The following is a 25,689-nucleotide window of genomic DNA, read 5'->3' as shown; positions in this document are numbered from 1 at the left end:
AATAAATAATTACCGATTACCGGCAGGAAGGGTGGAGCTGATTACCGTCTCTTCTTCCTCCTCGACGAGCCTGTCACGCTTAATCCGGTGATGAGAACCATCGTTGAGATAATTTTTCAGTAATTGATCTATTGGCATCAGAATCAACTTTGGCACCAATAGCTCTGGTGCCTGCTTCAATCTAGTCCCTCCATCCGGGTGGATCACTCTCATCAGGAACTTCAAATAAATTCGCGAAGAACTAGCAAAGAACCCCTTCGGCAAATCCGTAACCGTAAAGCCGAATTTCTCTGGTCCGCGGTTAATCATCGTTACCCCATACAGCGCCTTAACATTATGGAGTTCAGGATGATCGACCAAGTACTGGGCAATCTCGGGCAGTGCCTTCTCGACCTGCCTGATCATCTGAATGGCCAAGTGAACTGTAGATTTCGACTTCATCCCCATCTGGAACAACTTCCTATTATCGAAATGCAGCTCCAGCACCTCGTCGCCGGGTTGGAGCATCGTTCCATCCGTCAATTCAACGGACTGACCGTGATAAGGACGGCTTCGAAAATAAAAAATCGGGTCCTGTTCATTCGCCGTATGCAGCTGGAACATAAGATGGAACAGCTTCTCCCAGAGGAGCCATAAAGCCACAACCGATCGCTTCCACCAACTTAATGAGCGGGCACTATCTGCAGCCTTCGCTTCTGCCTTACTATGCTTCAGCTTACTGTCAGTCTCCATCAAGTGGTCGATCCGAACACTGCGCAAGCCTCGCTTCTGCGCTTCCTCCAGCACTCGCTCCAGTGCTATCAGCATTTCCCTTGGAGCCTCATTGTCGGCCCCCAGTGTAGCTCCGCAATCATGCAGCAGAAATACTTCGCCTCCGCCGAGCTTCTTCATCATCCGCTTCGCTAAGCGTTCAGCTCCGATGCGCTTGCGCCAATCGCTGAACATTGCCGACCAGAGCACGATCTGGACATCGCTTCGGTTAGCAAAGTCGAACAAATTCACAATCCCCCACGGCGGTCTATAGAAATGTGTATCTTTGCCCGTAACCTCGTGGATGATCTTATTCGTCTTCTGAATTTGCTTCTTCACGGCACCTGGACCCATCAGCCAATTCGTCTTATGAACATAATTATGGATTCCGATCAAATGCCCATCTTCATGCATCCGTCTGATCAGCTCAGGATTTCTCTCTGCATTGGAACCAACGACAAAGAAAGTAGCCTTGGCATCATAACGCTTAAGCAAATCGAGGAGCTGAGGAGTATAATAATGATCCGGACCATCATCAAAGGTAAGGGCAAATTCATCCTTGCTCGAACCATGCTTGAAGACACGATAACCAAACAGACGCGTGATCAGCCCTGGTATAAAAGCATACAACGATGAAATGTAAAACAGCCATATCAGCAAAGTCTCCATGTCGCTTTCCCCACTTCTCTCTGATCTTAGCTTTTCCACGCACATATAGAGGTAGTTCACTCGTACATATTGAATAGCATCCTAACTATTTTAGCACATACTAAGCACAATGAGGCGCATTTTTTAAAATTTGAAAATGTATCAGATCTGCTCCGGCCTGTAGGCGGCGAGAAGATCCATCGTACGTCTGAACAAAGCGGTCGCTTGATGCTCCGATCCTTCCGGCTTGTTCTGCACAAGCACGCTTACCGCATATTTAGGCTTCTCCACGGGACCATATCCAATGAACCATTGGTGATTGTATTTTTTACCTGCTTTTACGACCTGTGCTGTACCGGACTTGCCAGCCAAATGCCAATCTGCTTGTCTAAGCGATCTCCCCGTTCCCGATTCGACAACTTCATTCATCCAGGACAGCAGCAGAGCAGCCGTGCGAGGCGATACTTGCCCAGCCTTTGTAACCGCTTGGTGCTCTGGCATATTCGTGAGCAGAGAACCATCCCGGAAGCGGATCTCGCTGACCAACCGTGGTGATGTAACCCGCCCTTGATGGAGCAGCGTCACCACCATATTTGCTGCCTGCAGTGGAGTAACCAGAACATCGCGCTGCCCGATGGCCGTCTGGGCCAGAACCCCACCATCAACTAGGGAGTTACCGTGAAAAACTGCCCCCGCTTCCTCATGGTCGAATTGCCAAAGATCATCACCGCCCATAAATTTCTCCTCATGCCAGCCAACCTTGTGGCCGAGGCCGAGCTTTGCCGCAGCAAGCTCAATGCTGCCAGGCGACAAGCGTTCTCCCAATGTCGCAAACACGATGTTGCAAGAATGGGCGTAACCCTGTTCCAACGTAATATCGCCATGTCCGCCTTTCTTCCAACAGGCTAATCCGTACTTTCCATACTGCCCCGAGCAATGGAACACTTCGCCCGGCTTTGTGACTCCACTCTCCAACGCTGCCGCAGCGATGACAGTCTTGAAAATAGAACCGGGCGGAACAGCTTTCAGGGCGCGATTGCTCCAGCTGCCCCCGGCCAACTCAATATGATTGGGATCGAAGAACGGTCTTGAGACCATCGCTAGTACATCGCCGTTCTCCACATCAAGGACGACTACAGCCCCCTCCTTCACGTCCAGCTGTTCCGTAAGCGCTTCTAATTTCTGCTGAAGCATGATATCAATCGTCGTTCTGATCTGCAGCGGATGAAAGCGTTCCTCTGGTCCCTTAACCCGGGTACCTATATCCGGGAAGGGCTCCCGCTTCCCATCTACCGCGTAATATACCCTTGTACTGCCAGCACCGCGCAGGAATCTGTCGAACGTCTTTTCAAGTCCCGCCGCCCCTACTTGCATTGTCAGTGGGATTTGCTCACTCTGCTTCCTGCTGCCTCGAATCTGCTGGATTACATCAGGCCGCTGGGCCACGTAACCGAGCCATTGCTGTCCGTTCTGACCGGATTGATAGCGTACGACATGAGGAAGCACCTCTACCCCTTCTAATTGAGCAAATGGTTGCTCCCTGATCACGGATGAATGATTCAACACCCCATAATGGCTACCGGACTCAGACCAAATATAAGGCACCTCAAGGTTCGCCCATTTGCTCCTTAGCTCGCTCTCAGATACCCCTAGAGAAGCGGCGATACGTGTCAGATCCTTCTGTGCAGGCAGCTTCTTGACAGGGAACAGAACTGGTGACCAGGTTGTAATCCCGGTCAATTGCCGGCCATATCGATCGAAGAAATTCCCCCTTCCGGGATCAAGCTCGATTCCTTGCTCACGTTGACGTACAGCCAATTCATTTATCGTTTTCCCTGAAGATGTCACTGCGACGAGCGCAGCATGAGTCTGAATCCAGGCAATCCTCAGCGTATATACAGCAAAAAAAATACTAAACACTAATAGAATATAAAATATGCGTCTTTTCCGTGCTAATGACATGTACATCCCCCTTTTTCCTTACTGCTTCATTATTTCCCTGGAGAGGGATGTTAACACATGGGAAGAAGGAACAAGCAAGACCCGTATGATTACAGCAAAAAAACTGCCCCAAAAGTATGATCTACTCCTGGGACAGCTCCTATATACACTATTTAAACTGTAAATTTGGACAGCGATTCCTTCAAGCCGTTCGAGACATTCTCCAGCTTGCCGGAGAGCTGCACGAGCTGATCGCTTACCGTCTGCTGCTCACTGCTAAGCGAAGCAACCTCTTCGGAGGTTGCCGAAGATTGCTGAGCAACCGCGCTGACGTTACTCATTGCTTCTGACAGAACGTTCTGCGATTCATTCAGATCGTCGATCGAAGCCGTGACCATCTCAATTTGCTTCACGAAGCCTTCCATCTGCTCTTGCACAGATACGAAGATCTGACTTGTCTCCTTCACAGAATTAATCTGCTGCTGGAACAACGGACTTGCATCCGACAATGCTTGTACCGTCTCATTCATTTCCTGCTGGATATTGTCTGTGATCTCCCCAACCATCGTAATCGATTGACGGGACTGATCTGCCAGCTGACGGATCTCATCGGCTACGACCATGAAGCCGCGTCCAGCTGCGCCGGCCCGAGCCGCTTCAATCGTCGCATTCAGGGACAAAATATTCGTCTGCTGCGTAATATTCTGCATAACTTCCAGCACCTTCATTACAGAAGATGTACTCGATTTTAGAGCGTCTACCTTCTCAGTCAACGAATTAACAATATCCACGGTAGAGTTCGTTTGAGCAAGAAGCCCGTTCAGATATACGGTACCTTGCTGACTCGACTTCTCTACCTGATGAGCAGCGATCTCCATCTGCTTGTTCGACTGTACAACCTGTTCCATCTGTCTGGAAATGTTCTCTGTAAGCTCATTGCCGCGTTCAGCTTCGTTAGCCAGACTGGTAGCTCCGTTAGCGATCTCATCTGTTGCAATAGCGATCTCTTTGGCAGAGATGGCTGTCTTGTTGGAAGCCTGAGTCAATTCGGTTGCTGTGTCCAGAACATCCTTCGCAGAATGGTTCGTCTGCTTTACGAGCTCGGTAATCTGCTCCATCATCACATTGAAGCTGTTTGTCAATTGACCAATCTCATCCTGAGACTTCGTCTTCAGGCGTACATTCAGGTTACCCCTGGAGCCTTCTTCCATCAAGTTCTTCAACTGTGCCAATGGATGAGCAATCATTCTAACCATCCACATAGCGATCAAGATTGTAATCAAGGCAACGACAGCAGCCGCTATGTATGTTGCTAACAAAATTCCTTTGGCATCCTTCACTAGTTCAGCAGTGCTAACTGTACCGATCAACTTCCAGTCGGCAGCTGTAAAATTGTTATAGACAGCCAGTACGGAATTCTCATTCGCATCACTGATACGAATGCCTCCTTTTTTGCCTTCAGCTTTGGACAAATCATACTCTGTGGGTTCTCCTGATTCCCCTTCTAACGACGAACCGACAACAACATTATCGGTTCCGACGATCTGCAGCTTCGAGTTGTCCCCTAAATTAATTTCCTTCAAGTAGTTCTCCAGCACTTCAACATTCAGGTCTTGTACGAGAACGAACCGCTTGGAAGTCGTAACGCTCGATAATGAACGAACCAATCGTACTGTCGATTTGCCATTGCTCTTCTCCGGCACTTTGATCCAACGTGTGCCTACAGTCTTAGACATTTCATCGTACCAAGGTTCCTTGCGTGCTGCTTCGAAGAATGATTGGCTGGAGCTGCCGGTTGAAATATCATCCAAGCTGCCGTCCACACTCATCATATAGACCGCTTCCACGCCTTTGCTTGAATAGACAAGAGAATTCAATCGGTTCCTAATATCGTTAATGGTTGTAAAACGGTCGTACTCAGACACGCCCATAAGAGAAGCATTCATAATCGCCTTCTGCATCTCATTGTCTAGGAATGTCTGTTGGAGATTCTCTTCGTACTTCTGCAAAATAATATCCAACTTCTGAGAAGTTTGTACTATCGTTTGCAGGTTGGAATTTTCCGCATTATTCTGTATCGTCGACTTCGCCATTTGATAGGACAATATACCGATAGATAATACGAAGAACATGATCGCCACGAAGAAAATCAGAAACAGACGAACGCCTACAGATTTAGAAGGATTTATTTGTGTTGGAAGATGATCTGAAACTTTGTCTCTCCAACTTGAAATAAACTTCTTTTCCCCACTTGATTTAGTTTGTTTCTTCTGTTTGTTCTTGCTGTCAGCTGTTTGGCCCTCCTTCTTCGGAACCAGACCCATGTCAATCACCCACCGCTCATAATAGTTGTATGCCGTGAAACTAGGCTAGAGGTCACCCCTCTATTGCTAGCAGCCAACATCGTTTTCATACTTAGTCTATTCGACAAACGATGTCATACTCCTATATGTATCGGTATAATAAGGGGGTATTTTTTAGTAGAATCTGTTGAATTTTCTCATATAACGCAAAAAAGGGCCTTTCGTCCTATAAGCGAAAAGCCCTAATTTCAATTGCCAAGTCGCAATTTGTCTATTTCTTCTTACGCATCATGTCAAAATAAGATACAGGATGATCCACCTTCATCTTGATTCTTTGCAGTGGATGACGAGCGGCATCGAGTTCATTGCCCTCTTCGTCCCAGATCTTGCCTACCGTCTGCTTAAAGAAGGTTCCATTCGGACCGAAGAATTCAATTTCATGACCCGGTTTAAAATGATTACGCTGCTGAATTACAGCAATTCCTGTAGCGTGATCGTAGTCCATGACAAGACCTGCAAAATCATAAGGCATTGCCTTCTCTTCCGGTTCATAAATATGATCCTCGTGATCGGGAATATCGTAGAAGAAGCCAGTATTAACCGGGCGATTAGCCGCCTTCTGAATTTCCTCCAGCCATTCCGGTTTGAGAACATAATTGTCTGGTTCAGCCATATAAGAATCGATCGCCTGACGATACACGTTAACAACCGTAGCAACATAGTGGATTGACTTCATACGACCTTCAATCTTGAAGCTGTCCACGCCAGCATCAATCAAATCAGGAATATGCTCAATCATACACAAATCCTTGGATCCCATCGTGAAGGCATTGTCGCCTTCATTGAATAATGGCAATTGATTCACACCTAGCTGGAACTGACGCAATACAGAACTTTCCTTTGCCTCTTCTTCAGAAATCCAGGTTTCGACCGGCCTGGCATCCTCGAACAGATCGTATTTCCAGCGGCAGGATTGACAGCACCCGCCCCGGTTGGAGTCGCGGTCTGTGAAATGATTGGACAGCACACAGCGGCCGGAATAAGAGGAACACATCGCTCCGTGAATAAAAGCTTCGATCTCAACATCTACATGCTGCTTGATCTCTTCGATCTCCTCCAGGCTTGTCTCCCGTCCCAGGACTACACGTGGTAGACCTTCATCCTTCCAGAACTTCACGGCCTGCCAATTCACTGTCGATTGCTGGGTGCTAAGATGCACCTCCAGCTCTGGCACAAGACGGCGTGCCGTATCAACAATAATCGGGTCAGCGGCGATAATAGCCGCAATCCCAACAGAGTGCAGGTCGCGCAAATAAGCCTCAATCCCTGCCAAATCCTCGTTGTGTGCATATATATTTGTAGCCACGAATACTTTGGCTCCATATTTCTTGGCAAATTCGACGCCCTCCCGCATTTCCTCCAGACTGAAATTGTCGGCACCTGAGCGAAGACCGTATTTTTGTCCCCCGATGTAAACCGCATCTGCTCCATAGTGGACTGCAAATTTCAATTTCTCGAGGTTCCCTGCCGGAGCCAGCAGCTCTGGCTTCTCCAAACGGTATCGCTTGCCGGTATATTTACGTATATGTTTCTCCGCAGTTTGCATTTATTTGTTCACCTCTAGAAATTTATAATCATTAAATTACATGTACTTCTTAAATTAATATACTTGTTCTTTATAGAAGAACCCAAAAGACAACTCGCGCTCAGGGTCCTGAACCACACGAATTTTCTCAATCCAGGCATCCTCAAATTCATAGGCTTCCGGATCGGCGAAATAAGTGTCAATCGCTTGACGATAGACACGGATAACCGTCTCATTATAGCTTATCGGCTTAAAAAGCGTCTCGATCTTCAAGCTGTTCACTCCAGCGCCCAGCAGCATATGAAGATCTTCCAGAATACAAATATCGTCGGAGCTCATAATATGTGTTCCATTACGATCCTCATAGATCGGGAATTTCTCATCCTGGCGCTCAGCCTCAATCAAGAACAGTCCTCGTTCCATTCCTACGGATTCATTCTCGCCAATCACTCGGCCCTGATGTGCCATGTAGCTGCGAACCAGACTACGTTTGGAATGGTAAATATTTGTCATCCCATGTACTTGTACCTCAGATTCGATTTGCAAATGCGGCTGCATTTCCGTAATCTCGTCCATATTCAGCTCACGAGCCAGCACAACACGGCTGGCCCCTTTGCTGCCCCAATAGTTCGCCGTCATGTAATTGGTCGAAGTCATTTCAGCATTCCAATGCAGCTTCAATTCTGGTGCTAACTCCTTCACCGTCTGCAGTACCGACGGGTCACCAAATTGGACGCCATCCACCCCGGCAGCCCCAAGCTGCTTCACATAATCGGGTAGATCCTTGAGCAGCTCATTACTCATCAAAATGTTGATACATACATATATTTTAGCCCCGCGTTCATGGGCAATCCTGACTGCTTCAGCAATTTCGGCCGGGGTAAAATTACCTGGCAGGCGCATGCCAAATTTATCCTCGCCAATGAGGAATGCATCAGCTCCACAATCAAGATATGCCTGCAGCTCCGCAAGGGAGCCTGCGGGAACAAGCAGTTCCGGTTTGTTACCCATTCTATACACCTCGGTTATTTAGCTGTTGCCTTGCTCTTCTCAATATTCTTTAAATGCTCTTTATACGTCTTGGCAAATAGATGCTCGCCGCTGCCATCCTTCTTCGTCACATAGAACAGATACTCCGAAGCTTCCGGCGCGAGCGCGGCCTCGATGGATTTCAGGCTTGGCGCTGCGATCGGCCCTGGCGGAAGTCCTTCATACAAATAAGTATTATATGGACTGTCTACTTTTCTTAAGTCCGAATTCATTAGGCGTTCTTTAGGTTTGTCTAATAGATATTGGACCGTGGCATCAATCTCTAGCTTCATGTTTTTAGCAAGTCGATTATAGATGACGCCAGCTACCAGGCTGCGTTCCGAATCGACAACGACCTCACGCTCCACAAGAGATGCAACCGTCATAATTTCATTCAGACTGAGTCCGCTCTTCTTCATCTTTTGCTCAAAATCAGCAATTTTGTGCAGACGTTGATCTGTCTCCGTGAACATCCGGTTGATAATCTCCTGCTCGTTGCTGCCCTTCTTCAATTCATAGGTTTCCGGGAATAAGTATCCTTCCAGTCTGAATTTCATCTCCGCACGATCTGGAATATCAGCCAGCAGCTGACTGTCGATGCCAATAGGAGACTTGGCCAACTTCAGGAAAGTATCCTCATTAACGAATCCCTGCTCGGATAAGGTCTCCGCCATCTGCTTGACAGTATACCCCTCCGGTATGGTGAAGCGGATCATCTCAGCTTTGACAACATCCCCACTGTTCAGCTTGGTGATTATCTCATCATAACCCGCTCCGGGATTTATATCATAAGTACCCGCCTGAAAACGGCTACCCTCGGATTTCAACTTTAAATACGATTTGAACAAGAACGCATTCTTGATAAGTCCTTCCTGCTCCAGGGTATCAGCTATGCCGCTCGTCCGCATTCCAGGTTCAATCGTAACCCTCACCGCTTCTTCCGAAGCTTTTACTGGCTGTATGCCGTAATAAATATAGGCACCGCCCGCTCCCGCTGCAATAATAATAATCAGAATAAATGCGAGGAACCATTTCAACGCTGTCTTCATAGCCCACTCCTTTACAGCAAAAAGAGCGGGATTCCCGCCCTTATGCCGATTTATATTAGCTCATCAGATAACACAATCGATCGTATTCAAGAGAAGCCCTGTAGAACTCATTCAGGGAACGTAAGTTCACCGTATAGCTCAGATACATTCTCCCATTCGTCATCATCTTCGATGGTAACAAGCTCTAACTCCCCATCCGAGGACTGAACAATCTTGAACAATTCGGGCTCTTCTACGGAAGAGTCTTGTTCAGGGCGCAAAGCGGCATAAGATGCTCCCGCTACGTCAAATTCATTCTCGACAGTATAGTAGGAAGCCTTGCCCTGTTCATCTTGAAGCTCGACAATGGTACCGTAAGCGTCACGCACCCGTGACGTCCACACTACCTTCTCCGCTGAAAAATCAGTCATCGTTGTCCTCCCCGTCGAATTCATCAACCAGGGTATTGAATGTCTCTTCAACGATCTCCCATTCTTCATCGCTCTCGATTGTGTACAGTTTCAGGTCATCGCCGTCTTCCTCGTAGCGGAAGGCATATACTTCTTCGCTCTCTTCATCATCATCATGATCCTCGGAATCCAAAGGAACGACCATCATATATTTGGCGTCGGAACCGTCAACTTCGAACTTCATAATTACTTCGAATTCTTCTTCATTCCCCTCTTCGTTGGGAATATAAATAATTTCCGGTTCTTCTTCATAGCCAATACGATCTTTAGACATAGCGATCACCCTCACTTTTTACTCTTAGAGTCCAAATAATTTTGCAAAATCAAGCTCGCGGCCATTTTGTCCACGACCCCTTTTCGTTTCTTCCTGCTCACATCTGCCTCGATCAGCGTTCGATGTGCTGAGACCGTAGTCAGACGCTCATCCCACAAGTGCACAGGCACCTGCAGCATTTCATGCAGTTGATCCGCAAAGTCCTTGCATATTTCACCACGGGGGCCAATCGTACCATTCATATTCTTCGGAAGCCCGACCACGACCTCTTCCACTTCATGCTGGCTAACCAGCTCAGCAATCCGCATCAGCTCCGCCCCTGCCTTGCGGCGTTCAATGACTTCAAGTCCTTGGGCCGTCCATCCGAGCTCATCGCTAATCGCGACTCCGATTCGTGCATCCCCGTAATCAAGACCTAGAATTTTCATAACTTCTCCTAACGATGACCAGCCAGATAGTATCTCACCAGTTCCTCAATCAGCTCGTCGCGCTCCTTCTTGCGAACCAAGCTTCTTGCGTTGTTATGCCGTGGTATATAAGCCGGATCACCCGATAGCAAATACCCGACAATCTGGTTAATCGGATTATAATCCTTCTCCTGAAGCGCATCATACACCGCAAGAAGAATATCTTCTGCCGACGCTTGCTGCTCATCTCCTGTTACATTGAACTTGACGGTTTTATCCATGGAGTCCATGACGACACCTCGCTTCCTCAGACATCCACCATCTGCTTAAATCGTCTTGATCTAATCTTACTATATCATATCACGGGCTCCATAAGGAAACATTCACTGAATAAAAAGCTTCCAGAATCTCAGGTCTTTATGCCTGGGAAGCGATCCATTCTTCTGCTACCTTCAGGGCTTCCTCCAGTTTGGAAGCATCCTTGCCGCCAGCTTGGGCCATATCCGGGCGGCCGCCACCGCCACCGCCGCATACCGCAGCGACTTCCTTGACCAATTTGCCAGCGTGCAGCCCTCGCTTCACTCCCGACTGCGGAACTACGACGACAAAATTCACTTTATCTTGTGCAGGCGCCCCAAGAACTAGAACAGCATCAGGGAGCTTGCCCTTCAGCTCATCCGCCAAGGTGCGCAGCGCATCCATGCTTCCTGCATCGACGCGAGCGGCCAACAGCTTCGTCTCGCCAATGGTCACGACCTGGCTAGTCAGTGATCCGGCTTCGATCGAGCTAAGCTTGCCTTGCAACGATTCATTCTCACGCTCCAGCTCTTTCAATTGATGCTGCAGTGCCTCAACCCGCTTTGGAACATCGGCGATGTTCGCTTTGAGCAATCCACCAGCCTGCTTCAGAAGATCAAGCTGCTCTTCCATGAACTGATAAGCTCCGCGACCGGTTACTGCCTCGATTCTTCGTACGCCCGAGCCAATTCCACTCTCGCTGATCAGCTTGAACAGGCCAATCTCGGCCGTGTTGTTCACATGACATCCTCCGCACAACTCGAGGCTGTAGTCCCCTGCTTTAACGACACGGACGACATCGCCATATTTCTCGCCGAACAGCGCCATGGCTCCTAATGCCTTCGCTTCGTCAATTGGCATTTGCTGAGTGACGATAGCGAGTGCATTCCAGATCTGCTCATTCACACGGCGTTCTATTACCACAAGCTCCTCCGCAGAGATACTGCCCAGGTGTGAGAAGTCGAAACGCAGACGCTGCGGCTCTACCAAAGAACCTGCTTGATTAACGTGCTCGCCAAGCGTCTCTTTCAACGCTTTGTGCAGCAAGTGCGTAGCCGTATGGTTCTTCACGATGTCGCGGCGCATCTCGCCACTTACTTCCGCCTTCACTTCCGCACCGGTACGCAGTTCGCCGGACAGTACGGTCACTTGATGCACATGCTGACCACGCGGAGCCTTGAACAATCCGGTAACCTCAGCAAGCGAGGAAGCATCGGAGATGATCCCCTGGTCGCTGACCTGTCCGCCGCTCTCCGCATAGAAAGGCGTCTTCTCTAGAATGATCTGGCCTGTCTGCCCTGCGGACAGCACATCAACAAATGCATTCTCAGACACGATCGCCACAATTTTAGTAGTAACATTAAGCTCATTATATCCAATGAACTCTGATTTAGTCGTTAAATCAGAGAGGACTCCGCCCTGAATCTTCATGCTGGCTCCATCATGACGAGCTGAACGCGCACGCTCACGCTGTTCCTCCATCGCAGCTTCGAAGCCCTCGCGGTCTACATTTAGACCATGCTCAAGCGCAAAGTCTTCCGTCAAATCAAGCGGGAATCCATAAGTATCGTAGAGTTTAAAGGCATCGGCCCCACTAATCACCGTTTGACCTGCTGCTTTGGCCTTTGCACTCATCTCTGCCAAAATAGCCAAGCCTTCAGTCAGCGTCTCATGGAAGCGTTCTTCTTCGTTATGAACGACCTTCTCGATAAATTCACGTTTCTCTACGACATCTGGATAGTAGCTGCCCATCACTTCACCAACAGTTTCCACCAATGTGTACATGAACGGCTTGTCCAGGCCGAGCATCTTCCCATAGCGAACCGCACGGCGCAGCAAACGGCGGATGACATACCCCCGGCCTTCATTAGAAGGAAGCACGCCATCGGACACAGCGAACGCAACCGTACGAATATGGTCAGCAATGACTTTGAACGCTACATCCAGTTCTTCTTTCTCCCCATACTTCACATTAGCCAGCTTGGCCGTCTTCTGAATCAGCGGCTGGAACAGATCCGTATCGAAGTTGGAATTCACATCTTGCAGAATTGAAGCAAAGCGCTCCAGGCCTGCACCGGTATCGATGTTCTTGTTAGGGAGCGGTGTATAGCTGCCGTCCTTATTGTGATTGAATTGCGAAAATACCAGGTTCCATACTTCAAGATAGCGTTCGTTCTCTCCCCCCGGATACATTTCCGGATCAGAAGCATCTCCATACGCTTCGCCGCGATCATAGAAAATTTCTGTACAAGGCCCGCATGGACCTTCGCCGATATCCCAGAAGTTATCCTCCAGCTTGATGATCCGTTCAGCCGGCAGGCCTACCTTCTCATTCCAAAGCTTGAAAGCTTCTTCATCTTCAGGATATACAGTTACAGACAGGCGCTCCGGATCGAAGCCAATCCACTCTTTGCCGGTCAGGAATTCCCAAGCCCAAGTGATCGCCTCCTCCTTGAAATAATCCCCGATGGAGAAGTTGCCCAGCATTTCGAAGAAAGTATGGTGCCGACGCGTCTTACCTACATTCTCAATATCATTGGTACGGATACATTTCTGCGAATTCGTCAGGCGCGGATTCTCCGGCTTCACCCGGCCATCAAAATAAGGCTTGAGCGGTGCCATACCGGCATTGATCCAAAGCAGGGATGGATCGTTATGCGGTACGAGCGAAGCGCTCGGTTCAATTTTATGCCCTTTGCTGGCAAAAAACTCCAGCCACTTGGAACGAATTTCACTTGCTTTCATTGAATACTCCCCCTAATTATTAACGTTTGGTCAAGCACGTTTGCTACACTAAGTTGTAAATAATTGTGAATCTTTGTGACAATTTAAAAAACAAAAAAACGTCCTCTGAAATTCAGGGACGATTTAATCGCGGTACCACCCTGGTTATCGCTGGAAAAGTGCCGGCTGAAGTTTCCTATGGAACATGCTCCAAAGTCACCTTCCGTCATCCGGATTCTAGCGATCGCCTTGTCAGTCCGATAACGGGGACCTGCCGGTGATTTTGAACTCACACTCAGAAATCAGCTTTCCATCCGCCCGTATTTCGGGTTTTCTCAGCCATCATACCTTGTTATGTCTATACAGACCATCGGATATGAAGAAACCCTTCTCTGCAAAAATCCGTTTGCGAATGTACTCCATTTCATCATCGCTTTGCTGCTATAACTGAGGCTTTCCCCCAATAGCTTTAAGTCATACTTTTCGAACATAATATTTTTAGTATATAGGGCAATATGCACAGTGTCAATGCACCTAAAAAGCGAACGAAAACCCTATCCAAGCAGCTGCCACGTTGTTACTACCAAGATGCTGCAGCACGAAGATATTCGGTGATCCTTCGCTTTTGTAGTATCTATCCCTGTACTGTTACGACAACGCATATCACTTTATACCGTCTTCCGACGTACATAGTAAGTATAGAAATGTTGTAGAATCACCTTGCCAACCGCGAACATGGGAACCGCAACAATAAGCCCGGGAACGCCCGCGATCTCACCACCGACCAGTAGAGCGAAAATGATCAACATCGGGTGCAAATGTAACGTTCGGCCCACCACCTGTGGCGAGATAATATTGCTCTCGATTGTCTGGCACAGCATATTAACGAGCAGGACAAACAGCGCCATTTTCCAGGAAATCGTCAGTGCCATCAGCATGGCTGGAGCAGCCCCAAGAAAAGGGCCTAGATATGGAATGATATTGCATACAGCAACGACACCCGCCAGCAAGAGAGCGAATGGCATGCCGATGATCATATAGCCAATATAAGCCAGCACACCGATAATGACGCAGACGAGCAGTTGTCCGCGTATATAATTCCCCAACGCTTCGTCAATCTCCTTCAGTAACGAGACGATCGATTTGCGATGTGTTCGGGGAAGGTACTGCAGAATCATACGCTCGAATGTATCGAAGTCTTTGAGGATATAGAAGATGAGGAAAGGGATGATGAACACGTTGAAGACAATGTTCAATGTCGTGCCAATATTGTTAAGAAAATCAGAGATTGCCGTGGCCATCCGTTGTTCGACCTGGAAGAACCAGTTGTTCATTCCCATGCGAATGCTTCCCGGAAGGATGCTGTTATCAAAGCGGTTCATAAATTGCTGTGTATGCATGGTAAGCTGCGGCAAATGTTCACCTAATTCCTCAAGCTGTTCTACAAACATTGGGATAACATTCATTAAAATAACCGATAGACTCGTCAGAAACACCGCATAAATGAGCAGCACCGCCATCGTCCTTGGTACCTTACGCCCGCCAAGCATTTTTACAACCGGATTAAGTACATAGGAGATAATCATGGCGATCACGAACGGGGCAAAGATTGCTTTCAGGAATCCGTAAATGACAGCAAACATCGGACGAAGCTGCCAAATAAAATATAAAATAATGAGCCCCAGCAGCAGCCAGACTCCATAACGGAATAGCTTGCTCTTTAGGAACGGCTCCATTGTCTCTCATTCCTCCCTGTATATGGACCAGCTATGGAAAGTATATGCGAAGGCGTGGAAAAATAATCGCCGACATGCAAAAAGCCCTTCTCCTGAAAAAAGGAGAAGAGCTCGTTACAATCAGACGGTCGTTTTCATTTAAGAGAGATGTACTTGCGAGAAATCCTGCATGGATTCATCACCAAAGAACAAATCATCCAGAGAACTGAGGGTTCCATCTTCTTCTACTTGATAGACCGACATCTTATCTCCGTTTACAGTCAATTCTATAAAGCAGCCCCAGCAATAATATTGGTGCGAACCGATCTTGCCAATATCTTTGGAACTGCAATTTGGACATTTCATCATACACATCACCTATCCTATACGTTTAACTGAATTCATCATTCTCCTGAAGTCTTTGTTCACTGTTTGCAGGGACCATAATGGCATGCTCCCCCTTCGTCATTTCCGAAATATAAGGAAGCTTCTTGCGACCCTCGATCAGATCGGACAAGAAGCCGTCACTGATTTCAATACCTGTAATTGTATTACCCATTTCCTGGTCAAAATAAACATCGCTAACATAACCTATCATCGAACCGTCCGCTGTAAGAATGGGCAGTTCCTTAATTCTGCCGCTACCTGATAAGAAGGTAAGCTGTATATTCTCGGCATTCCATACTTGGATAGCCTGTTGATTGCGAATCATTACGGCATCTTCGCCGTATGCGACGATATCATTCCAAGGGACCGCTCTAAGATGCGGAGAGAAGAACATCTTCCCCTCTAATTGAATACCCGAGATGGCCCAGTCCTGATCTAGCAGGATATCAGACACCTTCCCGACCCTTCTGCCGTTCTCTATATCAAATACAGCAAGTCCTATTAATTGCTGCAGCCTCACAGTACGCTGTCCTCCTATAGCAGGGCATCCCTGAACGTACCGCAATAAAAAACATAATCCTCCTCCCTCAGATTGGATAGAAAACGACTAATATTTTCTACTACGTATACGATCGAGAATGGTTGCAATTTTTTTTGCAGTAATTTTAATTTCTTCTATAGTATTACCCAACCCAAAGCTAAATCGAACCGCGGATTGTAAAAGATTTGGCGGAAGATGCATCGCTTCAAGCACATGCGAAGGCTCTAATGATCCTGAAGTACATGCCGAGCCGCTCGAAATAGCAATTCCCTCCATATCCAGATTCATGAGCATCGTCTCTGTACCGCATTCCGGGAAGCTAATGTTCAGGATATGAGCCAGATGATGCTCCGGATGTCCATTAATATGATAGTGGCTGCTGCCGACCAGTTCTTCAAGTTCTGTAAGCAGCGTCCGGCGCAGCTCTTCATCACGGCTTGTCCGTTCATGGATTTCAAGCTTGGCCAATTCGGCCGCTTTGGCGAAGCCAGCGATTCCGGCCATATTCTCGGTGCCAGCCCGGCGAGTCCGCTCTTGCAGGCCGCCATATTGCAGCGGCTCCAGCTTAATATTCTTGCCTACATACAGTGCGCCTACACCTTGAGGGCCGTTAATTTTATGTGAAGAGAAGCTCATTAAATCGACTGGAAATTCACTAAGACGGATCGGCAACGCTCCTAACGCTTGCACAGCGTCAACATGAAAAGCGATGTCACGCTCAGCCGTAATCTGTCCGATCTCTGCGATCGGTTGAATCGTTCCAACTTCATTGTTCGCGTACATAACCGAGACGAGAATCGTATCGGGACGGATTGCTTCCGCAACCTGTTCCGGATAAATTCTACCATAGCGATCGACTGGCAAATAAGTAACCTCATACCCATCTTTTTCCAACCTTTGGCATGTATGCAGCACCGCATGGTGCTCAGTCATTGTCGTAATGATATGCTTGCCCCGTTCCACACGGGCGGCAGCGACTCCGAACAGAGCCAGATTATCGCTCTCCGTACCTCCTGCGGTGAAGACCAGTTCATCTGGTCGGCAGCCTACCACAGCGGACACCTGATCCCGCGCTGAACTGATCAGTCTCTTGGCTGCACGTCCGAAGGAGTGAACGCTGGAAGCATTCCCATATTGCTCTGTCATCACCTTCATCATCACTTCAGCCACTTCGGGGTGGATGGGTGTAGACGCCGCATGATCCAAATATATATTGTTCATATTCATGATTATCACCTTATCCCTAAAAATCTGTTGTAAATAATTTCCGTTGTATGCACAATCACTAAATTAGAATATACGATGGGCCTGCAGTTAACAAGCGCATAACTTTATGAATTTAGACGAAAATTCATACCCTCTACTCTATAATTTGCATATTTTTACTATATAAATCTTGAGGGAGATGAGAAAGTGAAAATATCCGAGGCACTTTGCAAACGTCTGGCATCCATTCTAGGCGGAAAAGGAATGAGTGATGGCAAAAGCTGCTCAATTACGATCGAGAGAAAATTAAATGCAAAAATCCTAGGTAGAAATTACGAAACCGAACACGAAATCACTATTCAATCACTTAAGAATGGTAAAACCTTAAATACTGGAGAGATCACGCTGTTGCAATCCGAGGTCCAACGTTTCAATGATGCAGTGCGTAAACGTAATCTTAAAGTGACCGCCATTCATAACCATTGGCTGTTCGATAAGCCACGCCTTCTCTATCTACATCTTGAGTCTGTCGAAAATCCAATCTTATTTGCCCGAAAATTAAGATCCGCCTTAGATGTGCTTAAGAAATAAATAATTACAAAAAGACTCCCAAAGAGGAGTCTTTTTGTAATTATTTATTATGCTCTCTGCCTGAGAAAGAATTCTCAAATATAAAACATATAGTTCTCTTTAGTACTTTGCTCTTCGAATGTAATTAAATCCTCCAGGGTCGTAGAATCCAACACTTCAGCAATGCTATCGCGGATTCTAAGCCACAGATCACGTTTGGCCGGGTCATCCTCCTCCGTGAAATCCACCGGTGAGATCGGTCCTTCAAGTACGCGGATAATATCCCCGGCTGTAATCTCGGAGGCGTCGCGGGACAGGATGTAGCCGCCATACGCGCCGCGGATGCTCTTGACGAGGCCAGCATTACGAAGCGGGGCAATCAATTGTTCCAGATAATGCTCCGATAATTGATTTTTTTCAGCGATACTTTTCAGGGAAGTTGGTCCCTCGCCAAATTTTGCCGCCAGCTCCATCATGATCGTTAAGCCATAGCGTCCCTTTGTAGAAATCTTCAAAGAAGCCACCTCTTTCAATTTTCAAATAATCTTTATATAATGGAACCTTGATCAAGAAGAGAATAGTATAACTCTCTATTCCTATCACTTACCTCTGCTTATCGTATCATATCCTTTATGGCTTTGGGAAATAAATCTCTCATCAATATCGTACAATTTATGGGGCGATGCAGCTGAAGGTAAACTGATCGTATACATCGCCGGGGTATATGTTACAATAAAGAACAGGCCGATATCGGTCCAAAAGGAGTGATTAAATATGTCTAAACCAAATAGCGAGACTCGCATCGTAGTGGGTATGTCCGGTGGCGTAGATTCCTCTGTAACCGCACTGCTGTTGAAGCAACAGGGCTATGATGTGATCGGAATTTTCATGAAAAACTGGGATGATACCGATGAATTCGGGGTCTGTACTGCAGAGCAGGATGCCGAGGACGTACGGCGTGTCTGCGAACAGATCGATATCCCTTACTATACAGTTAATTTTGAAAAAGAATACTTCAATAAAGTCTTTGCCTATTTTCTCGAAGAATATAAGCGCGGCCGCACCCCAAATCCGGATGTCATGTGCAATCGCGAGATCAAGTTTGGGGAGTTCCTTCAGAAAGCGCTCGATCTTGGCGCTGATTATGTCGCTACCGGACACTATGCCCGCGTAGTCAATGACGCTGACGGATACAAGCTGCTTAGAGGAATTGACAGCAATAAGGATCAAACCTACTTCCTGAATGCCCTGAGTCAGGAACAGCTGTCTAAGGCCATGTTCCCGATCGGTCATTTGCCGAAGCCTGAGGTACGGCGGATTGCTGAAGAAGCTGGTTTATACACGGCGAAGAAAAAAGACAGCACCGGCGTCTGTTTCATCGGTGAGCGTAATTTCCGTGAGTTCCTAAGCCAATATTTGCCGGCCAAATCCGGTGACATGATTGACATCGTAACCGGCGAAGTCAAAGGCCGTCACGACGGCTTGATGTATTACACCCTTGGTCAACGACAAGGACTCGGCATCGGCGGATCGGGTAATGGAGAGCCTTGGTTCGTCGCCGAGAAGGATCTAGAGCACAACATCCTGTATGTTGTACAAGGTGACAAGCATCCAAGCCTCTACTCTACCGAGCTGACAGCTTCCGGTATCAACTGGATCGCCGGTCAGGACAAGCTGCCGCAAGAGCCGTTTAAATGCACAGCCAAGTTCCGTTATCGCCAGCCGGATCAAGGCGTAACGATCATCCCGAACAAGGACGGCACCGTACGCGTCGTCTTCGACCAACCGCAGAAGGCTATTACCCCAGGACAAGCCGTCGTCTTCTATGACGGCGAAGCTTGCCTCGGCGGCGGTACCATTGAGGCTCCGAAGAAGGTTACTATTCCAAATTCTTGAGCAACTACAGTTGTAATTAATGTAATAAACAAACAGTGTATCGAGCAAAATCGGCTATTTCGGAAGCTAAGCGACACTCAGGCATCTAACACAAAAAGAGAGGGATATTACCCCCTCTCTTTTTGTGTTAGATGAAAGTTTCCAAGGCGTTGCCCAGGAGGCGGCTGCCCTTGATACTGGTGTACTAATCAATCCTCAGTAATGGTTGAAAAATATTAAGTAAAAGATAAGCATTCTTTAAGGTTTGGGCACGGATTCGTTAAGTTCTCTCCTCTAGACTGTTGGCAGAACATCTAAGAGGGGGATTTTTTTGAAGATTACCCAAAATAATATGAACAAGCTGATTATACCCGTCTTACTTTTACTTGCTGTAGTGACCGGCTGTGTCCCAGATAAGAGCATGACAGAACAGCCGATTACCGTTACGTTGAACGGGCAGGAGGTCAAGGAAGCCGACATTCGTCTGGTGAATGGACAACTCCATATGTCGACTTCCTTTATTGAGCAAGAACTAGGTATGCGCATTCAGCTGACCGAGGAAGAGGAACCAGGGAAAAAGAAGTCATACTACTCGAATCAAGTTGCCGTCCTTATGTATCATGATCTCGACGATATTCCGCAGGAACCGCAGATCCTTCCAGTTTCGACATTCGAAAAACATATGGAACTGCTGAAAACGAATGACTTCCATGTAATCAGCATGGAGGAATACGCTAACTTCATGCAAAAAGGCGCAAGCATTCCGGATAATGCGGTACTGCTGACCTTTGATGATGGATATGTGAGCTTCTATACGAAGGCATTTCCAATATTGCGAAAATACGGATACACCGCCACTAACTTTATTATCGTATCCGCTGTCGACAATCAGACTGGCCGTCCGAAGATCACATGGGATCAGATGCGTGAGATGAAAGGGTACGGTATGAGCTTCTTTAGTCATACATATGATTCTCATCAATATGCGGAGATCAATGCCGAGGGGGTGGAAAGCCCCATGCTGTCCAGCCCCTTGTACATGAAGGATAAGCAAAGAGCAGAGTCTGAAGATGAGTATATTCAACGTATTACACATGATCTATCGATGGCCGAGCAAAGGCTAAAGAAGGAACTGGGCAATGCCTATGGTATCCTTGCGTTCCCATACGGAGTCTATAACAAGCATGTACTGGCTGTGTTGAATAAGCTGGACGTTAAACTCAGTTTTACGATAAAGGAAGGCATGACTTCGCTAAAGGACAGCATTGCTTATCGCTTCAATGCAGGCAGCCTTAAGACGACGCCTGAGGAATTGATCCAGCTCTTAAAAGAGACGTCGTCAGAAGAGGAAAACGGGAAAGTATCCCTTGATGTCAAAAAGCCGTCTCTTGGCAAAGTGTGGACAGATGATAGCGGCAAGGTAATGATACCGCTGCGCGAATTTTGCACGTTGAACGGCATACGGGTGGACTGGAACAACGATCGTAAGCATCTCTATTTAACCCAAGAGTAATGGACAATTATATCATGGTACTGCGATAAGACTTATTGACGACTCTATGAGCTTTTTGAGGCTAATCCATATGTGAGGCGTAATGCTTAACAAGAATACGCGGAGAATCCCCGTAATCCAATATCCTAGCCTGAACGGGGATTCTGTATTCACTACTGCCTGCGTCGCAACTCCTGGTTATGCCGGATCTTGGCTTCATTGCCTTGCTCTGTGGCTTCATAGAATATCCTCTTGGATATGCTGTCCGGCAAGTACTGCTGCTTCACATAATGGCCTGGATAGTTATGCGGGTATTTATATCCTTCATGTCCCAGCTTAACCGCACCTTTGTAATGAGTGTCCCGCAGATGAAGCGGCACCTCCGCCGACCTTACCTCTTCGATCGCCATCATCGCTTTGTCGATGGCCATCGTTACCCCATTGGATTTCGGGCTCTCCACCGCGAACAAGATAGCCTGAACAATGTTCAGTCTGGCCTCGGGCCAACCGTTGTTCCTGTAAGCTTGCAGAGCACTTACCGCTTGCACCATTGCCTGTGGATTAGCCAGGCCGATATCCTCGCTGCTGGCCGCGATCAGGCGGCGGATGAAGGTCATCGGATCCATGCCCAGCTTCTCGACCGCATACAGGAACCAGAACACCGCTGCATCGCTGGAGCCGCGAATGCTCTTGTGAAATGCCGATAAGACATCATATTGCGTGGACTCATCCGCTTTGACCAGCGGCCGACGAATCGATTCCTCCGCGACTTCTAGCGTCACATGAATCGTTCCATCTTCTAGAGGAGGTGTCGTCAGTACCGCCAGTTCGAGTGCATTCAAGGCCCGGCGAATATCGCCGTTGGCCATCGTGGCGATATGCTGCAGCGCTTCTTCATCCACCTTGAGCTTCATGAAACCAAGCCCCTTGTCCCGATCCTCAAGCGCCCGGCGCATTGCCAAGAGCGAATGCTCCTTGTTCAGCGGCTCAAGCTGGAACAGTGTCGAGCGGCTCATCAGAGCGCCATTCACATAATGGAACGGATTCTCCGTCGTAGCGCCGATAAATATAATCGTTCCCTTCTCCACCGCTGGCAGAAGTGCATCCTGACGAGAACTATTGAAGCGATGTACCTCGTCCAGGAACAAGATCGTCTTTGTACCGTAAAATGCTTTATCATTCTGTGCTTTCTCAATCACTTCCCGCACATCCTTGACGGAAGCGTCCACCGCATTTAGCCGGACAAATTCCGCCTGCGTATGGTTCGAGATAATATGAGCAAGCGTTGTCTTGCCGCAGCCCGGTGGACCATACAGCAGAATCGATGATACCTGGTCCGCTTCGATCGCCCGCCGCAGCAGCTTGCCAGGTCCTATAATATGCTCTTGTCCGATATATTCATCCAGGGAAGCAGGGCGCATCCGATCCGCAAGCAAGCGGCCCGACGGCTTCTGTTCCTGGCTATAAGAGAATAAATCCATACCGTTCACTTCCTTACTCCAAGTTCAATATTGCGGCTACACTCCCTCTATTCTAGCACACCAATAGTAAAAAACATTTATAATCGTTCTTTCGCTTCCAACGGCTGACAATATATGAGTTAATATAGATGTCGGGCCGACGAATCACGTGAAAGGGGGCTGATCGAAGTGATTTCAGTGATTGAGGTGGTTTCCGCGTAACGCGGAAACTCTAACAGCGAGGGTGGCTTTACAGCCATCCTCTTATTTCCGTTTGAACCAGACTATGCTAATATAAATGTTATGAACGACAATAAATTGCCGAAAGGGGGATTAACGAGCCATGTTGACTTTACTTGACTTGCATACCAAATTCGAATTACTGAGCAAGGAGGAACATGACCGTGAATTACAAAAATGGGAAGGATGTGCTTCCCCCTAGGCTGCTGAAGGAGCTCCAGTATTATATCCAAGGAGAGCTGCTCTACATCCCCAAACCGGAACGCGCAAAAGCGCATTGGGGAGAACTCAGCGGAACCCGCAAGCAAATTGCCAAGCGTAATGAGGAAATATATTATCATTACCGTACCGGACGCTCTGTCAAGGATTTGGCTGAGGACTACTACCTGTCCGATGAGAGCATCCGTAAAATATTGTGTAAAATGCGTGCTTCTCTCAAAGAAGTCGCTTCGGTTACAGAATGAAGATCATGAAGAAAAAGAAACTAAAAAAGACCGTCCGAACATTCACACAATTTCGGACGGTCTTTAACTTTATCTATAAAGGTAGTTCAACTGGCCTTTTGGAACCTTACCTATACCTCTGTCACCACGTAATCAGGAATTTGATCCCCATACAGCAGCCATAGTTCATGAAGAGCCCGTGTGCATCCGACATACAGCAGCTTTGCATCCTGCGGCCCATAATGCTGTGTATCTACATCCGTGACAATAACGGCATCGAATTCAAGCCCCTTGGACAAATACACGGGAAGAACAGAGATTCCCCCCACATATTGAGTCTTGTCTCCATCGATCAAATTAGCGGTCAATCCCTCAGCCGTAAGCGACTCATACATCTGCTTCGCCTCATCCAACGTTCTTGTCAGAATCGCCGTGGTGCGATATTCGCCATTCAATACTTTGGTTAAAGCCTGCTTAATCAGCTTCAGCTTACTCTCACCGGACTGCGCGTGCAGCCGAACAGGATCGCCACTGCGGAATACGGGAACTGCCAGCAAGTCAGTACCTACTCCGCGCTTCAATATCTCATTGGCATACTCAATAATTTCCATCGTCGAGCGATAACTCCGGGTTAGAGTGTAATACGCCGTCTCTTCTTGAGCGAACAGCCCCTGCATCTCTTGCCAATCATCAATTCCTTTGTAATAATGAATGCCCTGCGACAGATCCCCCAATATAGTAAAAGAATGACCCTTCACAAACCGATCCAGCACTGCCACCTGAAAAGGACTGAAATCCTGCGCCTCATCGATTACGATGTGGTCAAAGGTCAGCGTGCTATCCAATTCATTGACTCCAGCGAAGAGATACAATAGTGCGGCTAAATCATCTTCCTGCACGGTTCCGTTCTTCAAGCTGTCCTTCGTCTCTTTCCAGACCGCTGCCGGGATTCGAGCTTGCAACTCCTCCACCGCAAAATCAGCATTCTTCTTCACCTGGAACAAATTCCGGTATAACTGGAGCGAATCCAGCTCGGGCCATTTCTTCGCATAAGCCTTCTCACGCTGCTGAGCCTTCTTCTTCCGTTCCTTCAATACCGCAGCCGAAGGCGACTTCTTCAGCTCCATTTCAACCCAGCGGTGAATCCGGGCCAACACCCTCTCCTTGCGCCGGGCCACTGGATAGTATTTATACTCCCCTTCGAACCATTCCATAATTTCAGCCCGTGACAGCCGCTTGCCGTCCCAAGGCTCAAAATCAACCCGAGGTACACACTCCGCCTCGATCCTCAGTAGATAATCGTCTAACAAATTTTTGAACTCCATTGAGCCTTTATACCTGCCAGGATAAATTTGCTCCGTCCGTCTCTCCTGCTTACGTGCATGATTGTCGAACCAGCGCATCAGCCCTGCAGAACCGTCTGACGGTATAGTCGTAAGTCCGATCACCTTAGCGGCCCAATCGGTAAATGTGCATTGCTGAATATCGCCAACGCCCAACTCAGGCAGCACTTCGGAGATATAATCGATAAACATTAAGTTCGGGGCGAATATAACCATCCGCTCCGCTCTAATCTGTTCCTTATACTGATATAGCAAATAAGCCAATCTATGAAGGGCAACTGTCGTCTTACCGCTCCCCGCGACCCCTTGAATGATCAGCGCGGTATTTTTCAAGGCACGAATAATCTGATCCTGCTCCGCCTGAATCGTCGAGACGATATCGCGCAACCGATTATCCTTATTCTCACCAAGCCGATAGACGAGAAACTCGTCAGATACCCCCGGAGTGTTGGCATCCTCATTGAAAGTATCCACAACCCGCTCCAGCTTCCTCTGACGGATTACGATATTCCGTTTCAGGGAGACCTTTCCTTCGATTAACCCTTCTGGAGCCTCGTAAGAGGCTGAATCCCCACCGGTAAAAGAATAGAATAAGCTGGCAACCGGAGCCCGCCAATCGATCACCATCGGCTGTTTGCCCACTGCATCACTCACGCCCGCTTTTCCAATATAGAGCGGCATCAGCTCCCTGCCAGACTCCTCAAAATCCAAGCGTCCAAAATAAGGCTCCTGTGCGGACTGTATCAGCTTCTGGCGCTGTCCTTCCCTGCTTGCCTCGAGAGCTTGCTCCGTGAAATCATCCCCTACATAGACTGGGATGCTCCGGAGCTGCTGCAGCTGATTATCAATACTCGCCAGGGCACGGTCGAGCTTCCGTTCCTCTTCTTGATAGGCACTTTGAAATTCACTCACTTTCAGTTACCTCCTAAGATAAAATTTGTCAAAAGGAATTCAATTATAT

Annotated in this window: 22 protein-coding genes; 4 read left to right on the top strand and 18 right to left on the bottom strand. The window is 47.8% G+C overall.

Annotated features, from left to right (window positions below):
- Window positions 1-9: 9 nt before the first annotated feature.
- The 15 genes from ABD014_RS05635 to ABD014_RS05565 all read right to left on the bottom strand — a co-directional run bounded on the left by ABD014_RS05635 (window position 10) and on the right by ABD014_RS05565 (window position 17,320).
- Entirely contained in the window at window positions 10-1,419 is a 1,410-nt protein-coding gene (locus ABD014_RS05635) for a polysaccharide deacetylase family protein (RefSeq protein ID WP_343858561.1), read from the bottom strand.
- Between the two features lie 141 nt (window positions 1,420-1,560).
- Entirely contained in the window at window positions 1,561-3,360 is a 1,800-nt protein-coding gene (locus tag ABD014_RS05630; RefSeq protein ID WP_343858558.1) for a peptidoglycan D,D-transpeptidase FtsI family protein, read from the bottom strand.
- A gap of 152 nt (window positions 3,361-3,512) precedes the next feature.
- Window positions 3,513-5,663: a methyl-accepting chemotaxis protein gene (locus tag ABD014_RS05625; protein ID WP_343858554.1), complete on the bottom strand. Its 2,151-nt coding sequence runs from the start codon at window positions 5,661-5,663 to the stop codon at window positions 3,513-3,515.
- A gap of 250 nt (window positions 5,664-5,913) precedes the next feature.
- A complete protein-coding gene (locus tag ABD014_RS05620) occupies window positions 5,914-7,248 on the bottom strand; it encodes a peptidase U32 family protein (protein ID WP_343858551.1) in 1,335 nt (444 codons plus the stop codon).
- 54 nt (window positions 7,249-7,302) lie between these two features.
- Window positions 7,303-8,238 (bottom strand): peptidase U32 family protein, encoded by a 936-nt coding sequence (locus tag ABD014_RS05615; RefSeq protein WP_343858547.1) that lies wholly within the window; start codon window positions 8,236-8,238, stop codon window positions 7,303-7,305.
- 14 nt (window positions 8,239-8,252) lie between these two features.
- Window positions 8,253-9,305: an endolytic transglycosylase MltG gene (gene mltG, locus ABD014_RS05610; protein ID WP_343858544.1), complete on the bottom strand. Its 1,053-nt coding sequence runs from the start codon at window positions 9,303-9,305 to the stop codon at window positions 8,253-8,255.
- Between the two features lie 107 nt (window positions 9,306-9,412).
- The gene (locus ABD014_RS05605) at window positions 9,413-9,715 is read right to left on the bottom strand and encodes a DUF1292 domain-containing protein (RefSeq protein ID WP_343858541.1); all 303 of its coding nucleotides are present in this window, start codon (window positions 9,713-9,715) and stop codon (window positions 9,413-9,415) included.
- On the bottom strand, window positions 9,708-10,028 hold the full coding sequence (locus ABD014_RS05600; protein ID WP_127002048.1) for a DUF1292 domain-containing protein: 321 nt from the start codon (window positions 10,026-10,028) through the stop codon (window positions 9,708-9,710). The genes ABD014_RS05605 and ABD014_RS05600 overlap by 8 nt, the downstream gene beginning before the upstream one ends.
- Window positions 10,029-10,039: 11 nt before the next feature.
- Complete coding sequence (ruvX, locus tag ABD014_RS05595) at window positions 10,040-10,456, bottom strand: Holliday junction resolvase RuvX (protein ID WP_343858536.1); 417 nt, start codon at window positions 10,454-10,456, stop codon at window positions 10,040-10,042.
- A gap of 8 nt (window positions 10,457-10,464) precedes the next feature.
- Window positions 10,465-10,725 carry an IreB family regulatory phosphoprotein gene (locus ABD014_RS05590; protein WP_309155146.1) on the bottom strand — a complete coding sequence of 87 codons (261 nt, stop codon included), beginning with the start codon at window positions 10,723-10,725 and terminating at the stop codon, window positions 10,465-10,467.
- Between the two features lie 127 nt (window positions 10,726-10,852).
- A complete protein-coding gene (gene alaS, locus ABD014_RS05585) occupies window positions 10,853-13,477 on the bottom strand; it encodes an alanine--tRNA ligase (protein ID WP_343858531.1) in 2,625 nt (874 codons plus the stop codon).
- A 647-nt stretch (window positions 13,478-14,124) separates the two neighbouring features.
- Window positions 14,125-15,192 carry an AI-2E family transporter gene (locus ABD014_RS05580; protein ID WP_343858528.1) on the bottom strand — a complete coding sequence of 356 codons (1,068 nt, stop codon included), beginning with the start codon at window positions 15,190-15,192 and terminating at the stop codon, window positions 14,125-14,127.
- Window positions 15,193-15,330: 138 nt separating this feature from the next.
- Window positions 15,331-15,537 carry a hypothetical protein gene (locus ABD014_RS05575; RefSeq protein WP_309159536.1) on the bottom strand — a complete coding sequence of 69 codons (207 nt, stop codon included), beginning with the start codon at window positions 15,535-15,537 and terminating at the stop codon, window positions 15,331-15,333.
- A gap of 25 nt (window positions 15,538-15,562) precedes the next feature.
- Window positions 15,563-16,078, bottom strand: coding sequence for a PRC-barrel domain-containing protein (locus tag ABD014_RS05570; RefSeq protein WP_343858526.1), 516 nt, complete (start codon window positions 16,076-16,078; stop codon window positions 15,563-15,565).
- 87 nt (window positions 16,079-16,165) lie between these two features.
- Window positions 16,166-17,320 (bottom strand): cysteine desulfurase family protein, encoded by a 1,155-nt coding sequence (locus ABD014_RS05565; RefSeq protein ID WP_343859685.1) that lies wholly within the window; start codon window positions 17,318-17,320, stop codon window positions 16,166-16,168.
- 192 nt (window positions 17,321-17,512) lie between these two features.
- Here ABD014_RS05565 and ABD014_RS05560 point away from each other — a divergent pair, with 192 nt between their 5' ends.
- The gene (locus ABD014_RS05560) at window positions 17,513-17,896 is read left to right on the top strand and encodes a DUF1259 domain-containing protein (RefSeq protein ID WP_343858524.1); all 384 of its coding nucleotides are present in this window, start codon (window positions 17,513-17,515) and stop codon (window positions 17,894-17,896) included.
- A 74-nt stretch (window positions 17,897-17,970) separates the two neighbouring features.
- On the opposite strand, the gene cymR is transcribed toward ABD014_RS05560, so the two are convergent.
- A complete protein-coding gene (gene cymR / locus ABD014_RS05555) occupies window positions 17,971-18,390 on the bottom strand; it encodes a cysteine metabolism transcriptional regulator CymR (protein ID WP_127002063.1) in 420 nt (139 codons plus the stop codon).
- Between the two features lie 259 nt (window positions 18,391-18,649).
- Between cymR and mnmA the strand changes: the two genes are divergently transcribed.
- A complete protein-coding gene (mnmA, locus tag ABD014_RS05550; protein WP_343858521.1) occupies window positions 18,650-19,771 on the top strand; it encodes a tRNA 2-thiouridine(34) synthase MnmA in 1,122 nt (373 codons plus the stop codon).
- 310 nt (window positions 19,772-20,081) lie between these two features.
- Window positions 20,082-21,263, top strand: coding sequence for a polysaccharide deacetylase family protein (locus tag ABD014_RS05545; protein ID WP_343858519.1), 1,182 nt, complete (start codon window positions 20,082-20,084; stop codon window positions 21,261-21,263).
- A 152-nt stretch (window positions 21,264-21,415) separates the two neighbouring features.
- On the opposite strand, the gene ABD014_RS05540 is transcribed toward ABD014_RS05545, so the two are convergent.
- Window positions 21,416-22,723 (bottom strand): replication-associated recombination protein A, encoded by a 1,308-nt coding sequence (locus tag ABD014_RS05540; RefSeq protein WP_343858516.1) that lies wholly within the window; start codon window positions 22,721-22,723, stop codon window positions 21,416-21,418.
- Between the two features lie 383 nt (window positions 22,724-23,106).
- Here ABD014_RS05540 and ABD014_RS05535 point away from each other — a divergent pair, with 383 nt between their 5' ends.
- Entirely contained in the window at window positions 23,107-23,406 is a 300-nt protein-coding gene (locus ABD014_RS05535) for a CD3324 family protein (protein ID WP_068779822.1), read from the top strand.
- Between the two features lie 110 nt (window positions 23,407-23,516).
- On the opposite strand, the gene ABD014_RS05530 is transcribed toward ABD014_RS05535, so the two are convergent.
- Window positions 23,517-25,640 (bottom strand): HelD family protein, encoded by a 2,124-nt coding sequence (locus ABD014_RS05530; protein WP_343858511.1) that lies wholly within the window; start codon window positions 25,638-25,640, stop codon window positions 23,517-23,519.
- Between the last annotated feature and the right edge of the window lie 49 nt (window positions 25,641-25,689).

Origin of the sequence: Paenibacillus motobuensis, from assembly GCF_039521865.1 — a bacterium.
GTDB classification, from domain to species: domain Bacteria; phylum Bacillota; class Bacilli; order Paenibacillales; family Paenibacillaceae; genus Fontibacillus; species Fontibacillus motobuensis.
This window is presented reverse-complemented; position numbering and strand designations above follow the sequence as displayed.

Bases quoted from the DNA above. Each gene is read 5' to 3' on its own strand.
- ruvX (WP_343858536.1), bottom strand. From the start codon at position 10,456: ATGAAAATTCTAGGTCTTGATTACGGGGATGCACGAATCGGAGTCGCG.
- ABD014_RS05590 (WP_309155146.1), bottom strand. From the start codon at position 10,725: ATGGACTCCATGGATAAAACCGTCAAGTTCAATGTAACAGGAGATGAG.
- ABD014_RS05540 (WP_343858516.1), bottom strand. From the start codon at position 22,723: ATGGATTTATTCTCTTATAGCCAGGAACAGAAGCCGTCGGGCCGCTTG.
- ABD014_RS05605 (WP_343858541.1), bottom strand. From the start codon at position 9,715: ATGACTGATTTTTCAGCGGAGAAGGTAGTGTGGACGTCACGGGTGCGT.
- mltG (WP_343858544.1), bottom strand. From the start codon at position 9,305: ATGAAGACAGCGTTGAAATGGTTCCTCGCATTTATTCTGATTATTATT.
- ABD014_RS05600 (WP_127002048.1), bottom strand. From the start codon at position 10,028: ATGTCTAAAGATCGTATTGGCTATGAAGAAGAACCGGAAATTATTTAT.
- ABD014_RS05615 (WP_343858547.1), bottom strand. From the start codon at position 8,238: ATGGGTAACAAACCGGAACTGCTTGTTCCCGCAGGCTCCCTTGCGGAG.
- ABD014_RS05635 (WP_343858561.1), bottom strand. From the start codon at position 1,419: ATGGAGACTTTGCTGATATGGCTGTTTTACATTTCATCGTTGTATGCT.
- ABD014_RS05580 (WP_343858528.1), bottom strand. From the start codon at position 15,192: ATGGAGCCGTTCCTAAAGAGCAAGCTATTCCGTTATGGAGTCTGGCTG.
- ABD014_RS05575 (WP_309159536.1), bottom strand. From the start codon at position 15,537: ATGAAATGTCCAAATTGCAGTTCCAAAGATATTGGCAAGATCGGTTCG.
- ABD014_RS05620 (WP_343858551.1), bottom strand. From the start codon at position 7,248: ATGCAAACTGCGGAGAAACATATACGTAAATATACCGGCAAGCGATAC.
- ABD014_RS05625 (WP_343858554.1), bottom strand. From the start codon at position 5,663: ATGGGTCTGGTTCCGAAGAAGGAGGGCCAAACAGCTGACAGCAAGAAC.
- ABD014_RS05630 (WP_343858558.1), bottom strand. From the start codon at position 3,360: ATGTCATTAGCACGGAAAAGACGCATATTTTATATTCTATTAGTGTTT.
- ABD014_RS05565 (WP_343859685.1), bottom strand. From the start codon at position 17,320: ATGAACAATATATATTTGGATCATGCGGCGTCTACACCCATCCACCCC.
- mnmA (WP_343858521.1), top strand. From the start codon at position 18,650: ATGTCTAAACCAAATAGCGAGACTCGCATCGTAGTGGGTATGTCCGGT.
- alaS (WP_343858531.1), bottom strand. From the start codon at position 13,477: ATGAAAGCAAGTGAAATTCGTTCCAAGTGGCTGGAGTTTTTTGCCAGC.